Source organism: Bacteriovorax sp. As-1 (assembly GCF_058446905.1).
This window is the reverse complement of the sequence record NZ_CP184341.1, coordinates 2,390,914-2,404,805: the sequence shown is the minus strand read 5'-3', so window position 1 is coordinate 2,404,805 and position 13,892 is coordinate 2,390,914. Positions and strand designations below refer to the sequence as shown.

Annotated in this window: 13 protein-coding genes; 3 read left to right on the top strand and 10 right to left on the bottom strand. The window is 41.5% G+C overall.

Annotated elements, in window-relative coordinates; genetic code table 11:
• Positions 1-6: 6 nt before the first annotated feature.
• The gene (locus ACN20O_RS12035) at positions 7-987 is read right to left on the bottom strand and encodes a TRAP transporter TatT component family protein (protein WP_491634174.1); all 981 of its coding nucleotides are present in this window, start codon (positions 985-987) and stop codon (positions 7-9) included.
• A gap of 339 nt (positions 988-1,326) precedes the next feature.
• Here ACN20O_RS12035 and ACN20O_RS12030 point away from each other — a divergent pair, with 339 nt between their 5' ends.
• On the top strand, positions 1,327-1,527 hold the full coding sequence (locus tag ACN20O_RS12030; protein WP_491634173.1) for a hypothetical protein: 201 nt from the start codon (positions 1,327-1,329) through the stop codon (positions 1,525-1,527).
• A gap of 1 nt (position 1,528) precedes the next feature.
• Here ACN20O_RS12030 and ACN20O_RS12025 read toward each other — a convergent pair whose 3' ends face one another.
• Together ACN20O_RS12025 and ACN20O_RS12020 are read right to left on the bottom strand one after the other, a co-directional pair.
• A complete protein-coding gene (locus ACN20O_RS12025; RefSeq protein ID WP_491634172.1) occupies positions 1,529-2,149 on the bottom strand; it encodes a Maf family protein in 621 nt (206 codons plus the stop codon).
• Entirely contained in the window at positions 2,136-3,566 is a 1,431-nt protein-coding gene (locus ACN20O_RS12020) for a hypothetical protein (protein ID WP_491634171.1), read from the bottom strand. The genes ACN20O_RS12025 and ACN20O_RS12020 overlap by 14 nt, the downstream gene beginning before the upstream one ends.
• A gap of 105 nt (positions 3,567-3,671) precedes the next feature.
• On the opposite strand from ACN20O_RS12020, the gene ileS reads away from it, so the two are divergent.
• Positions 3,672-6,812, top strand: coding sequence for an isoleucine--tRNA ligase (ileS, locus tag ACN20O_RS12015; RefSeq protein WP_491634170.1), 3,141 nt, complete (start codon positions 3,672-3,674; stop codon positions 6,810-6,812).
• Between the two features lie 32 nt (positions 6,813-6,844).
• On the opposite strand, the gene ACN20O_RS12010 is transcribed toward ileS, so the two are convergent.
• From ACN20O_RS12010 to ACN20O_RS11980, 7 genes are all read right to left on the bottom strand, one after another.
• The gene (locus ACN20O_RS12010; protein WP_491634169.1) at positions 6,845-7,567 is read right to left on the bottom strand and encodes a hypothetical protein; all 723 of its coding nucleotides are present in this window, start codon (positions 7,565-7,567) and stop codon (positions 6,845-6,847) included.
• A 72-nt stretch (positions 7,568-7,639) separates the two neighbouring features.
• Complete coding sequence (locus tag ACN20O_RS12005) at positions 7,640-8,074, bottom strand: hypothetical protein (RefSeq protein WP_491634168.1); 435 nt, start codon at positions 8,072-8,074, stop codon at positions 7,640-7,642.
• A gap of 72 nt (positions 8,075-8,146) precedes the next feature.
• Positions 8,147-8,536: a MerR family transcriptional regulator gene (locus ACN20O_RS12000; RefSeq protein ID WP_491634167.1), complete on the bottom strand. Its 390-nt coding sequence runs from the start codon at positions 8,534-8,536 to the stop codon at positions 8,147-8,149.
• A 243-nt stretch (positions 8,537-8,779) separates the two neighbouring features.
• Positions 8,780-9,637 carry a carbon-nitrogen hydrolase family protein gene (locus tag ACN20O_RS11995; protein WP_491634166.1) on the bottom strand — a complete coding sequence of 286 codons (858 nt, stop codon included), beginning with the start codon at positions 9,635-9,637 and terminating at the stop codon, positions 8,780-8,782.
• Entirely contained in the window at positions 9,631-10,215 is a 585-nt protein-coding gene (locus tag ACN20O_RS11990; RefSeq protein ID WP_491634165.1) for a GNAT family N-acetyltransferase, read from the bottom strand. Before ACN20O_RS11990 ends, ACN20O_RS11995 begins: the two co-directional genes overlap by 7 nt.
• Position 10,216: 1 nt before the next feature.
• On the bottom strand, positions 10,217-11,812 hold the full coding sequence (locus tag ACN20O_RS11985; protein WP_491634164.1) for an Rne/Rng family ribonuclease: 1,596 nt from the start codon (positions 11,810-11,812) through the stop codon (positions 10,217-10,219).
• A gap of 91 nt (positions 11,813-11,903) precedes the next feature.
• Positions 11,904-12,332: a hypothetical protein gene (locus ACN20O_RS11980; RefSeq protein WP_491634163.1), complete on the bottom strand. Its 429-nt coding sequence runs from the start codon at positions 12,330-12,332 to the stop codon at positions 11,904-11,906.
• A 107-nt stretch (positions 12,333-12,439) separates the two neighbouring features.
• Between ACN20O_RS11980 and ACN20O_RS11975 the strand changes: the two genes are divergently transcribed.
• Complete coding sequence (locus ACN20O_RS11975; protein ID WP_491634162.1) at positions 12,440-13,891, top strand: thymidine phosphorylase; 1,452 nt, start codon at positions 12,440-12,442, stop codon at positions 13,889-13,891.
• The last annotated feature ends 1 nt before the right edge of the window (position 13,892 follow it).

The window sequence follows — 13,892 nt, the reverse complement described above, 5'->3', positions numbered from 1 at the left end:
TGCCTATTAAAAAAATTGTTTTTGAAAGCGGTTCATTAATTCATAACGTTTTAGTGAGAGCGTCTGATAAAATCTCATCCCCGACTCTCTTGTCCATGCTGATTCGTTTTTTGGATTCTGGTCGTAGATGTAGTATTTTTGGAATTCATCATGGAAGCCTTTCATCGCCAGCATCTGCTCTTTGAAACCTTCTTCATCGTTCTGAGGAATCAAATAAAACTGCATATAACTTGTTCTGATCAGCCAATTGTGTGGATGCTTAGCAATCGCCTTTAAGAAAATCTCCTTTCCCTTGGCCGGATTTCCGCCAAGCATTTGCGGGCGTCCCGCTTCATAAGCTCCGTAGAAAATATCGCACGTGCCGTAGTTAATTGACGGATCTTTTAAACAAACCCAATCAAACATTCCTTTAGCTGCAGGAAGTTGAGACACTAATCCCATATTGTCTTTTTGAATGTTCACTAATGCGGCCAGCGACTGCGCTGTAAAGAGAACTATCTCCAGGTCTCTCTTATCGTCGCCCATCTTTTTGTCTAAGAGCAGGTGAATTCCTTGCGGTTCATTCATGCGGTAGATGATGTCGTTTAAATCGAGGCCTTTTTCTTTCAGGTAACGAATCCCGAAATTAAGTGATCTGGTGTAATTAAAAAGCGCCTGCTTTTTACCTTCTTCGCTTTTTAGTTCGGCCCACTCTTCTTCATACATAAGCGTTTCATTCACGGCAAAAGCGTAGCCGGCATACCCTTTATTCAGAGTTGCCAGGAGGTCCATATTTTTTGGTGATTGAGCAAGAAGCCCCTCGATTAAAAGTAAGTTGCCTGGCAGACCATCTTTAAAAACGTCGAAGTTTGATTCGTGTAAAACACCATTTCCTGAGGTGTAAATCAGATCCCCTGCTCCTCCGACGGCCACTTTGTTGAATGTAGAACATGAAGAAAGAAGAGTTCCCAGCGTGATTGCAGTAACTGCTAAACGAAGCTTATTCATGAAGCTCACCTTATTTTGTTGGCATTAAAAATCCATTTCAGTTACTTAGATTGCCCTATAAATCAATGATTTACAACCTTAGCAGAGTGGGAAAGTTTGCCTATTACAGGGGGGATAGGAAAAAGCTCTATACCGTAGTATAATTAGCTTAAGTACTTAGTCACCAGGACCGATAAGAAGAGCACTTTAGTCGGTTTTGTTTTAAAGGAGACTCTATTGACGACTTTACCTTCTAAGTAACTTTTTTGAACCTTCTACAACTTCCTTGCGTGGAATTGTTATTGGTTGAAAGGGTTACAAAACCGGATCTACCATTAACGATTTAACAAAGAGGATGACATGACAACTGACAATCAAACGACCAATTCACTGACCCCTATCGAAGACACTGCAACCTATTCTAAAGCTGCTGGTATCGGCAGAAATTCTGCTTCTAAAGCTGTTGAGAAAACTTCGACGACACTTAAAACGCTGAGCTTAAGACCTACGAAGTCTGTTAAGAAAAACAGCAGTTTTAAACCGACGAAGAAACTTAGATAGCTTAAAGGAACTGACTTCGGTAATTTTCACCAAGTACAATTGCAAGCTCGCCTACGACTTTATCGAGGGGAAACCCGACTACGTTGGAATATGACCCTGAGAGATTTGAAATAAATGTTAAGCTTGCCCCCTGAATGCCGTAGGCGCCTGCTTTATCCAACGACTCCCCTGTCGCAATATAGTCATCCATCAACTCTTTCGAAATTTCTGTAAATGTCACTTCAGTCGAATCAAAGAATAAGTGCTCACGCAATTTTTTCGTGAACTGGTCAACAAACAGAAAACTCACTCCAGTAATCACATGGTGAGTCTTATCGGAAAGCTCATTTAAAATAGCGCGTGCATCGTCTTTGTCTTTTGGCTTGCCGTAAAGCTTCCCATCCAGGACAACGATGGTGTCGGAAGAAATAATAAAAGGGTTTTCAATTCCAGAAGCCTTATCCATAACCGCGCGTGCTTTTTGTGAAGCTAAATCCATCGCAATGCGATCGGGCGCTGTCTCATCGGACACTTCATCCAAATCAGCTGTTAAAATCTGAAAAGGAATGTTGATGTAAGAGAGTAGTTGTTTTCTACGCGGGCTTTGTGAGCCGAGAACAAGGTGGTATTTATCTGATCCCATGCATTTTTTTCCAAAGAAGTTTTTTAGTTGAGTTTAAAACTTCTCCGGTTTCTTTGTCATCAGAAATATCTCTGAATTGCTCGCCGTATTTATAATAACGGTTAAGCGCGGTGATGAAAAAATAATTTCCGTAAATCATTGCCTGCGTCTTTTCTCCCCTTTCTTCAAGGCGCTCCCTGAAGCGCGAACTGGCCAGAAGGTTTGAAGTCTCCACTCTGCGGAAATACTCTTTTAAGAAATCCAGACGCAGCTCCAGGTCCGCCTTTTTTTCACCTTCATCTGCTTTGATTTTACCCCAAAGTCTGTAGCCATCTTTTTTGGCCAGGACCATCGGATCGTATTTTTCCCTGAAGGCAAATTCAGAGTAACGCATTAAAAAAATCTCACGCCCCATCATGATACTTGGAATTCTTTTGGTTAAAAATTCACCGACATTCAGCCATCTGACTTCTTCAGCATGAGCGTAATTTCTTCCTTTTTCATCAATAGAAATCCACAGATCATCTTGAATTGTGTTGAGTGTTTTATTATCAAAACCGCGCAACTGCAAATTGAGATTTTCCGGAGTGTCTTCAGTGGCCTTCATTCCAAGTAATTCTGTCGAGCGCTTTTTAAAAAATGATTTTCCACCAAGAAGCACTACCATCTCAACACTCGGAGACTCACCCATGATCGTCGCATTGGGCATAACTAAAAAAGCATAGGTCGGCTTTTTCCTAGTCAGTTTATTGTTGGCCTCAATCGTTTCATTGAGTGATTTGTAATGGTTGATGAAGGTCTTTTTTTCTGAAAGGAGTTCAAATAAATCATCTTCAATATATTGTTTCTTATCATTCACCGGCAGAGATTCATATTCTGAATACGGAAAGAAAATCACATCTGTTTCGCGCACGTTTACTTCTTCAAAAGTGTTTTCATGGCGAGAAAGCCATAGGACGTTGCCGGCATTGATTCTGGCATTAATGAAATTTTCTTTAACACCTACATTGAATTCGTTAAACGTCACCGACGACTGAGGTGAAAGCCTCACCATCGTTCCATCAAACAAAAAGATCCACGCATAACTATCGCCTACCGTTTGGATTTCATCCCCTTCGTATAGACCTGTGCGGTATGAACCGTTAAAAAAGCTCTCTCCGCGGTCAATGCGACAGATTCCGACACACTGATAGATGCGACCAACGAGCTCGCGGTTGTTTCTTTCTCTGATGATCTTTTCCCAATCGGGAACCTGGTCTCTGATATCACTCTCTTCTTTCCAGTCCTTAAACGACAAAAAAGAGTTAAGCGGGATATTTCCCCAAGGAGTAACACTTTGGTTTTGCCCTTTGAACTCCAATTTCGGCCCGGGAATGACCTCTTGTGCATTCGCACAAAATGCCAGAGCAAGCAGTAGAATGAGCAAAGTCTTTTTCATGTTCACTCTATCGGAACGATCCTCTGATAAGTATAGGTTCTCACTGGAATACTCCCCCTTTTTATGATAAAATTTCCCCCGTGAATCACCCCAAAGGAGCCTTTCGTGTCAACTGATCTTAATACCGAAGTAAATGAATCGGAAAATACCTCGTTCTCTTTCGTAAAAAGCGAACACAAAATTTTAGATTTCTGGAAAGAAAATGACATTTTCAAGAAGTCACTTGATCAGACAAGAAAGGGGAAACCTTACATTTTTTATGATGGGCCTCCTTTTGCCACAGGTCTTCCTCACCACGGTCACCTTTTAGCTTCAACTCTAAAAGATATCGTTCCTCGTTACTTCACGATGAAAGGTCGTTACGTTGAAAGACGTTTTGGTTGGGACTGTCACGGTCTTCCAATCGAGCACGAGATCGATAAAAAATTAGGTATGTCTGCTCAAGATGCAGTTAAACAATTCGGAGTCAAAGGTTACAACGATGAGTGCCGCGGGATCGTTCAACGTTTCACTAACGAGTGGGAAAAAACGATCACGAGAATCGGCCGTTGGGTTGATTTCAAAAACGATTACAAAACTATGGATGCTGATTTCATGGAATCAGTTTGGTGGGTAATCGGAGAACTTTGGAAAAAAGATTTAATTTACCAAGGAACAAAAGTCGTTCCTTTCTCAACTGCGCTTGGAACAGTTCTTTCAAACTTCGAAGCCAGTTCAAACTACCAGGATGTTCAAGACCCGGCAGTCACTGTTTTATTTAAAGTGAAAGATCAAGATTTCTACATCGCTGCATGGACGACAACTCCTTGGACACTTCCTTCAAACCTTGCCCTGTGTATGGGGCCAGAAATTGAATACGTAAAAATCCACGACAAAGATAAGGACATCAAGTTCATTATCGCAAAAGACCGCGTAGAAGCTTACTCGAAGAAGAGAAACTATGAAGTGCTTGAGTCTTACACTGGAGCACAACTAAAAGGTCTTCGTTATGAACCACTTTTCCCATACTTTAAAAAACATGAAGCTGTTGGCGCTTTCGTTGTTTTAAACGACGGATACGTTACAACAACTGATGGTACTGGTATCGTTCACATCGCTCCAGCTTTCGGGGAAGACGATAACCGTGTCATGAAAGAAGCAGGCATCACTGCTCTTGAGTGTCCGGTTGATGATGCTGGTAAATTTACAGCTGAAGTCAGCGACTTCGCCCGTGTTCATGTAAAGACTGCCGATAAAGACATCATCAAAAAATTAAAAGATGAAAATAAACTTTATGACCAAGGGGTTCTGGTTCACAGTTACCCATTCTGTCCACGCTCTGATACTCCACTTATCTACAAGGCGATCCCGTCTTGGTATGTGAGTGTAGAAAAAATCAAAGACAGACTGCTGGCCTCAAACGCACAGATCAACTGGACTCCGTCACACATTAAAGATGGACGTTTCGGAAAATGGCTTGAAGGCTCGCGTGACTGGTCGATCTCAAGAAACAGAATCTGGGGGACACCAATCCCTATCTGGATTAACGACAAAACCAACAACCGTGTTTGCATCAGCTCTGTTGAAGAACTTTTTCAGAGAACTGGTGTGCGTGTAACAGATCTTCACAAAGAAAACGTTGATGACCTGACTTTCACGCAAACAGGTGAAGAAGGGACATACAGAAGAATTCCAGAAGTCCTAGACTGCTGGTTTGAATCTGGGTCAATGCCATTTGCTCAACTGCACTACCCTTTTGAGAACAAAGAAATGTTCAAAGAAGGCTTCCCTGCTGAATTCATCGCCGAAGGTCTGGATCAGACTCGTGGATGGTTTTACACGCTAACAGTTCTTTCAACTGCTCTATACGACAAGCCAGCTTTTAAAAACGTTATCGTTAACGGTATCGTTATGGCCGAAGATGGCAAGAAGATGTCCAAGCGTCTGAAAAACTACACGGCACCAGATGAACTGATGGAAACATTCGGAGCTGACGCTCTAAGATTGTACCTCATCAACTCAGGGCTAGTAAAAGCTGAAGAGCAACGCTTTACTGATGCCGGTGTAAAAGACATGGTAAGAAAAGCACTTCTTCCATGGCAGAACTCATTTAAGTTCTTCCAGACATACGCTGAAGTTGATGGCTGGTCTCCGGTCACTAACTTTAAAACGTCTGATAACATCGTCGACAGATGGCTTCTTTCTAACCTGCAAACGTTAAAGAAAAACATTGCTAAGGAAATGGAAGAGTACCACCTGTACAACGTGGTTCCTGCTCTCTTTACTTTCATTGAAGACTTAACGAACTGGTACATCCGTCTTAACCGCTCTCGTTTTTGGGGTGACGGTCTGACTGATGATAAATGTGCTGCTTACTCGACTCTTTATACTGCTCTAAGAGAGCTTACAATTTCAATGGCGCCATTTACTCCATTCTTCTCTGAGTACGTTTTCCAGGAACTAAGAAAAATGAACCCAAAGGAGCCGGAGTCGGTTCACCTTTGTGAGTATCCAGTTGCTAAAGAAAACTTAATCAACAGCGAACTTGAAGTTGCAGTAGGAAGAATGCAGCAGATTATTCTTCTTGGACGCCAGAAGAGAAATCAGGTGCAGATTAAAGTTAAGACGCCACTTAAGCGCTTAACAATCATCCACAAAGATAAGTCTCTACTAAACGAGATTTCAAAGCTTGCTGAATACATTCAGACAGAGCTTAACGTAAAGAACATTGAGCTATCAACTGAAGAGTCGAAGTTTATCAAGCTTTACGCTAAACCAAATCTTCCAGCTCTTGGTAAAAAGCTTGGTAAGGACATGGGGAAATTTAAGGCCATCATCGAAAAGCTGGAAGGCTCTGACCTGATTAAGCTTGAAGAAGAAGGTGTCTTAACTCTTGAAGGTGTAAACTTCTTCCCTGAAGAAATTTTAGTGTTCAGAGAAGCGAAAGAAGGGACTCAGGCGATGAGTAACCGTTTCATCTCGGTTGATATCGACACAACTCTTGACCCAGAACTTATTAAAGAAGGTCTGGCACGTGAAGTTGTTAACAGAATTCAGAAATCGAGAAAGGATCTTAACTTCAACGTTGGAGATCGCATTGCTGTTGAATACAGCGGCTCTCCTGAAGTTGTTGAGGCAATCTTAGCTCACGAAGCTCACATTGCGAGTGAAACGCTGGCAACTGGCCTTAAAAAAGCTTCTGGTGAATTAAGCCTTAAGTATGAAATTGATGAATACACATTGTCGTTAAGTTTGAAAAAAGCATAAAATAAAAGGGGCCGAAGGCCCCTTTTTTATTTCTAGAAACGAAATCCTACAATTCCGCCAAATGAATTATTCCATAAACTCTGATTAGCTGACTTAGCATTTGCTCCCGAATACTCCGCCGTTAACTCTAAAGTATTGCCGAATAAAAAGCTCGCTCCAAAAGTTCCGCCAGTATTTTTCGACTTCCCTTCAAACTTCCTTGTATCAGTCCCTCTGGTCTGCTCAATATCGTAACTGAAACTATCGTGAAAAAAAGAAGCATAGATCAAAACGATTTTATTAAAGCGATAACCTGCAATGATATCCACACCCACAACTGAATTATCTAACTCTGCCTTAGTCGGAGTGTGATAGTTTTCACTCATGCTCTCGCTTCCACCACCCGCATGGGCCGCAATAGAAGTTTGGAACCCTTCTGTGCCACTCTTTCCGATTAACTGGTATTTTCCTTTTAACACTGTCCCTAAATCGCTGATGTACTGAAGTCCAATATCAATGCGCTCATGCAGACCAAGGTCACCACCAAGCGTGATAAAATTCTCTCGCGATAAATCCGGATTGTTAGGATCGGCCCAGGTTTGTGAGTAACTTGATGTCAGCGTGATGTCTTTTCCATTTCCCACCCCTGCATAAAGATGCGTCCCCCAGAGTTTCCCGGTAGTTTCTGACGTTTCAAATCGGTTATCAGGCATTTTGTAATGAAGAGCACATGAAGAAGAAAGTAAGGCCATCATGGCCAGTGCGAGCGTTTTCATTCCCATTTTCCCCCATAAAAAAAGGGCCTCAATGAGGCCCTTTTAATAAAGTATAATGGATTCTAAAAAAAATTAAAGATTAACTACGCATTCAACAAGCTCAACCTTGCGGTCTCTGTTAACTGTGATTTCGTTAGCGACGACAACATAAAGAAGTTCATCACCCGCAATAACAGTTCTCACAACTCTGTCTACGTATGAGTTTCTTGTTGAATCTACATAGTAGCGGTCAGTTTGAATGAATTCTTTTTTGTATCCTCTGAACATGAATTCAGAAGCATCGTTGATCACTTTGAAGATTTTAAGATCTGCATTTTCTGCCTGAACAGAAATGGCCTTTGCCGGGAAATTGGCTTCGCTTACAGTTACTTTACAAGCGTTACCTTTATCATCAACACCTGTGTGAGATCCAAGTGGAAGAACTGAAAGAAATGTATCAACTGCACTTTCTGCGGCGAATGTTGAAACAGATGCTAGTAATAATGCTGTGGCAATCAGACTTTTCATAATAGGGCCTCCCTTAAAATTAGGGACACCCTATCAAAGCACCTTTTTCCAGTCAAAGGGTATTGATCGTTTTTACAGAGCTAAGTTCTTGATATCTTCGTGAGAAGAGACTTTTAAAATGCGTTTAACTCTATGATTTTTAAGAGCTTCATGAACATCGGCTTCTAAGGCTTGAGATGTGACCAATACTACGATTTCATCTTTCAGACTACCTTCGGTAAGGCCGAAGGATTTTGAGAGCTCTCTGAGCTCATTAAGGCTTTGATCGATGATCTTTGAAGGTCTGTATCCTTCTATCATGAGTGCTTTAATGAGTTTTAGTTTTTCCAGGTCTTCATTAGTATAGACGCGTTCACCTTTTTGGTCACGACCTGGCCTGGGAAAAGAATAACGTCTCTCCCACATACGCAGTAAATACTTACTGATGTTGGTTTCTTTTTCTACGACATTGATTGGATACATTAACACCTTCCTCGTATCAAGTTTCAAAACTTATACAGCATGATTTGTGCCACTTATTTAATCCGTTATCTGATCAATTTTGTGTCCACAAGCGGGGCGCAACACCACAGTTGTGGGGAAAAATAGTAGTCCTTATCAAATGCTAATTCAGGAATATAAGCATGAGTGATAACGTATTGAGGATAATACCACTTGGCGTAGATAGGATTGAGACAAGCTATAGACAGTAAAATACTACTTAGTCTATTTCACTAGAGTTGTGATTTTTTTGAAATTAAGGACACTTCCATTCATGCGGACATTAGTAACTAAGTCAGGATTGATATCGGCATAAACCCATTTTGGATAATTCACTTCGCCTTGAATAATGATGCCATTATCAGGAAAGCCCTTATCACAAGTTGAGTACACTGCGGCCATGCCCGTATTCCTGTCGATGGCCTCTGAATAATCAACCTCTCCCACTGTCTGAGAGACGGCAACGTAAATTTGATTTTCCAAAGCTCTGGCACGAGCACCGACGTGCACGCGGTTCATCCCGGCCGGAGTTTCAGTGCATGAAGGCGCTATCAGAAGAGTGATTCCAGATAAAGCGAGTTCGCGTGAGAAATCCGGAAACTCAACATCGAAGCAAATAGAAATTCCCACCTTCACGCCATCCACATCAAAGACGTTTAACTTTCTTTGATCAGGTGAAGACACTTTCCATTCTTCATCTTCAAAACGAGTCATCACCTGTTTGTCCTGATAACCATAAAGGCCTTCAGGGTTGATGAAAAAAGCGCGGTTGATATATTTGCCTTCAAGCTCCAGAGGAAAACTTGGAGCGATAATATAAACTTTGTATTTTTTTGCCAGGTCGAGATAGCAGTTTAAAAAGTCATCTTTATATTTTTGAATTTCTTTTAACTGCCCGGCCAGATTCTTTTGGATTTCAGGCGCCATCAAAGATACTAGTTCAATCGAGCCATACTCTGGAAAAATCACCAGCCGAGCGCCGTGTGTTGCCGCCTCTTTCACCCAGTCTTCAGCATTGCTTTTAAAAGCGTTGAGAGAACTGTGTTTATTCATTGAGTACTGAGCAGTGGCGATTTTTAACATAAAGATTTCATCCAATAGATCATAGGCTTTTTAGTTTCTGCACTCTCACCAATGTCCTGCCATGAGAATTCACTTCTTAGGTTTTCTTGTTTGGCGTATCCGCGTTTTTTCCAGAACTCATCCAGAGGGCTGTAACCTTCTGGCCTCATCGGGTGATCAGACGGTCTTTGAACTCCACAAAACACCGTTGTATGAAAACCAAATTTTTTAGCGGCGGCTTCTCTGCCGTCAAAAAACTGATGACCCAGACCATGACCTCGGTATTCTTTTAACAGGACACTCTCACCAAAATAATAAATCTCATCGAGATTCATCTTAGCTTTTAAGAATGGCTCTCTTACATAATCGGCTTCATCTCTTAAAGGAAGAGCTGTCGCTGCTCCCACAAGAATGTCGCCATCAAAGGCTGCAACTAAAACGCTGCGAGGACTGTTGGTATAAATTTTCAGGTAATCTTTTTCATACTCAAGACTTCCCTCATAAAGATAAGGGAAGTCGTGAAAAACTTTTATGCGCAATTCGGCCAGGCGAGGAATCAGTGGGGCGATGTCTTTACCAAAAAAACTCTCCACTCTCATTTTAGTATTCCTGCGGGAAAATCTCGTATTGCTCGATGTGATAGTTATTTTCCGAGCGAATCTGGATTGATTTACCGTGTGCTTCTTCAAGCGTGTCGATTAAATCAAAGTCTTCGCCAGTTAATGTCGCCGTCACTTCCGGGTGAGCGTAGATCGAAACTTTCGAACCTTTTGTTTTTGCCAGGACTTTATTGAGTTCGCGGATCAACTCGTAACAAACTGACAACGTCGACTTCACCCTTCCCGTTCCTTCACAGTATGGACATGGCTCACACATGATGCGAGAAAGCGTATCTCTCGTTCTCTTTCTAGTCATCTCAACCAGCCCAAGTCCAGAGATCGGAAGCACGTTGGTTTTTGCACGGTCTTTTTTCAGCGCTTCTAATAAAGCGTTATAGACTGTAATGCGGTTTTCTTCTTTTTCCATATCGATGAAATCGATAATAATAATCCCACCGCAGTTTCTTAAACGTAATTGGTAAGCGATTTCTTTAACCGCTTCTAGGTTGGTTTTTAGAATGGTTTCTTCAAACGTTTTTCTCCCGATGTATTTACCGGTGTTAACGTCGATAGAAACTAAAGCTTCAGTCTGATCGATATTTAATGATCCACCTGACTTCAGGAAAACCTTGTTATCGATAGCGCGCTCTACTTCCAGGTCAATTCCAAATTTTTCAAAAATCGGAGTTGAGTCTTCGCCGTAGAATTTGAATTTTCCTTTCATTGTTGGAAGGAACTTCTGCACGAATTTTTCAGCTTCTTTTAAATTTTCTTTTGAATCGAGGATGATTTCATCAACATCTTCATCAGCGATATCGCGGAAGACTCTTTGAATGAAACTTAGATCCTGGTGAACAACTGCTGGAGCTCTTGCCTTCTCTGCTTTTTTTGAAACATCTTTCCAAAGTTTCATCAGCATATTGAAGTCGAACTTCAGAGTTTTATAACTTTGTCCTTCGGCCACAGTACGGGCAATAACCCCTGTTCCTTCCGGACGAATCGTTTCTAAAATTTCTTTTAGTCTCTCGCGCTCTTTCTCACTCTCGATTCTTCTTGAAACACCTGTGTGCTCAATGAAGGGCATGAAGACAATATGTCTTCCGGCAAAAGTGATATGGCGAGTGACTCGCGGACCTTTTGTTGAAATCGGCTCTTTGGCAACCTGAACCAGGATCTCGTCACCTTCTTTAATGAAAGTTTCAATCGAGATGTCTGGACGGAAACGCATGTTCACCGCTTCAGATAGTGTAGAAAGTTCGTCAGGAATAACTTCTCCCTGCTTCTCTTTTCCTTCCATCGACTTCTTGCTTTTTTCCGCCATGTCTCTTTGTTCTTCAATGGTAGGAATATATGCATCATCTACATACAAGAAGGCCGCTTTCTCGTAACCGATATCAACAAAGGCCGATTGCATTCCGGGTAGAACGCGCACGACTTTTCCTTTGAAAATGTCGCCTACAAAGGGAAAATCTACATGATTATTCTCAGGTCTGTGGTGAAATGAGCGCTCCATTAGAAAATCGAGAATCTCACCATTCTCAATAAGCGCTGCCCGACACTCATTGAGTGTCTGGTTGATAATTAATTGTTTGGCCATCGTAAAATCCTTAAAAACTTAAATCTAGTTCAGGATACCTTACCTTGACCAAAGTGACAAAGGAGGAAAATGTCGCAGTTCTGTATGATAATTAGAACGTAAAAGAGAAACCCACTGTAGGGTCTTTTAGGTAACTTTCGGCGATTTTTTGTTTAGAAAAATCGATTCTTGCCAGGCTCTCGTTTGTTTCGGCCGTCATTGGAGATGGAGTCAATTCAGTGATGACCTGAGACTTCGTTGCTTGGTTAAAAATGACGTAGCCAACCCCAAAAACAATCCCGATAGCTCCACCGATAGCGATATTTTTCATATGGTCTTTTGGAGTCTCAACAAACGATAGAGTTGAAAGCCCCAGTACAGCACCAAAAGCACCTGAACCTAATACTACGTATAAGTCATTCAATGATTCATCGACGAAACCAGTTGAATTTGAGTCTTGTGCCCTTAGTTGAAGTGGGTTTAAAAGAATAACTGTAGTTACTAAACAAGTAAGAAGTTTTTTAGTTAGTGTCGATTTCATAGTTTTTCCTTAAACCTTGGGCGATATGTTATGTTTGATTTTCACGAGTCTTTTCAATACACTTTACCCCTTACTCTTAATTTTTTAAGGAACGGTTTAAAGGACGTATGACTCAATCATTCTCAGCTTATAGTATTATACAAAAGAAACGAGATAAAGAAAGACTTAGCAAAGAAGAAATCTCTTGGTTCATTGATGGACTCACTAAAGGTGAAATCGCTGATTACCAAATGAGTGCTCTACTTATGGCCATCTATCTCAATGGAATGGACATCGAGGAAACAGCAGCACTGACAGATGCTATGCTTTACTCGGGTAAAGTTCTCAACTTTCCAGAACAACATTTTATCGACAAGCACTCAACTGGTGGAGTTGGCGACAAGGCCTCTTTCATTCTGGCTCCTATCGCCGCGGCTTGCGGTGTAAAAGTTCCAATGATCGCCGGCCGCGGGCTTGGACACACTGGTGGAACAATCGACAAAATTGAATCGATCCCAGGTTTTAAAACAGAAATCTCTCTGGAAGAATTTGAAAAACTTTTGCATGAGCGCGGAGTTGTTCTCATTGGACAAACCAAAGAAATCGCTCCTGCTGATAAAAAGATTTACGCTTTAAGAGACGTAACAGGAACTGTTGAATCCATTCCACTTATCACTGCTTCGATCATGAGTAAAAAACTGGCCGAAGGAGCTAAAGGAATCGTCATGGACATCAAGACCGGTAACGGGGCCTTTATGTCTAAACTTGCCGATGCTAAGAAATTAGCTGAATCGATCAGAAAAACAGGACATAGATTCGATAAAAATATGATGACAATGATCACAGACATGTCAGAGCCTTTAGGGTTAGCTGTCGGGAATTCATTGGAAGTCATTGAGAGTATCGAAACCCTAAAAGGAAAAGGACCAAAAGATTTAACTGATCTTTCAGTGGCCCTTGCTGGCGGGATGATTTACCTGGCAGGTCTGGCAAAAGACTTAAAAGAAGGAATTAAAAAAGCTCAGGCTTCAATTGATGACGGAAGTGCGCTGGAGAAATTCCGCGCATTGATTTCGAATCAAGGTGGAGACGCGAGAGTTGTTGATGACTACTCTCTTCTTCCTTTGACCAAAACAACTTTCGAAGTGAAGTCTAAGAAAGCTGGTTACGTCACAAAGATGGAATGTACAGAACTTGGTAAGCACTGTGTACGCCTGGGGGGTGGAAGACAAAAAACAGGAGACGCGGTGGATTTTGCCGTAGGCTTCGTGATGAATAAGAAGATTGGAGACAAGGTCGCTAAAGGTGAAGCACTGATGACGATTTACTGTCACGACAATCAAATGAAAATTGCTGAGGAGATCTCTGAGCTTGTAACAAGCCGTGACATCACTATAAGTGCAATTAAACCTCCTAAAAAGAAATTGATTATAGATATTAATACAAGCTTTGCTGGAAAAAATACGAAGACAAAGAAAACTAGCAGTGCTAAAAAGACCACCCCAAAAAAAGTGGCGAAAACAACTGTAAAGAAACCGGCCAAGAAGCCAACAAAGAAACCAACAAAGAAAAAGAAGTAAA

Bases quoted from the DNA above. Each gene is read 5' to 3' on its own strand.
- ACN20O_RS12020 (WP_491634171.1), bottom strand. From the start codon at position 3,566: ATGAAAAAGACTTTGCTCATTCTACTGCTTGCTCTGGCATTTTGTGCG.
- ACN20O_RS11980 (WP_491634163.1), bottom strand. From the start codon at position 12,332: ATGAAATCGACACTAACTAAAAAACTTCTTACTTGTTTAGTAACTACA.
- ACN20O_RS12035 (WP_491634174.1), bottom strand. From the start codon at position 987: ATGAATAAGCTTCGTTTAGCAGTTACTGCAATCACGCTGGGAACTCTT.
- ACN20O_RS11995 (WP_491634166.1), bottom strand. From the start codon at position 9,637: ATGTTAAAAATCGCCACTGCTCAGTACTCAATGAATAAACACAGTTCT.
- ACN20O_RS12005 (WP_491634168.1), bottom strand. From the start codon at position 8,074: ATGAAAAGTCTGATTGCCACAGCATTATTACTAGCATCTGTTTCAACA.
- ACN20O_RS12000 (WP_491634167.1), bottom strand. From the start codon at position 8,536: ATGTATCCAATCAATGTCGTAGAAAAAGAAACCAACATCAGTAAGTAT.
- ACN20O_RS11985 (WP_491634164.1), bottom strand. From the start codon at position 11,812: ATGGCCAAACAATTAATTATCAACCAGACACTCAATGAGTGTCGGGCA.
- ACN20O_RS12010 (WP_491634169.1), bottom strand. From the start codon at position 7,567: ATGAAAACGCTCGCACTGGCCATGATGGCCTTACTTTCTTCTTCATGT.
- ACN20O_RS11990 (WP_491634165.1), bottom strand. From the start codon at position 10,215: ATGAGAGTGGAGAGTTTTTTTGGTAAAGACATCGCCCCACTGATTCCT.
- ACN20O_RS11975 (WP_491634162.1), top strand. From the start codon at position 12,440: ATGACTCAATCATTCTCAGCTTATAGTATTATACAAAAGAAACGAGAT.
- ACN20O_RS12030 (WP_491634173.1), top strand. From the start codon at position 1,327: ATGACAACTGACAATCAAACGACCAATTCACTGACCCCTATCGAAGAC.
- ACN20O_RS12025 (WP_491634172.1), bottom strand. From the start codon at position 2,149: ATGGGATCAGATAAATACCACCTTGTTCTCGGCTCACAAAGCCCGCGT.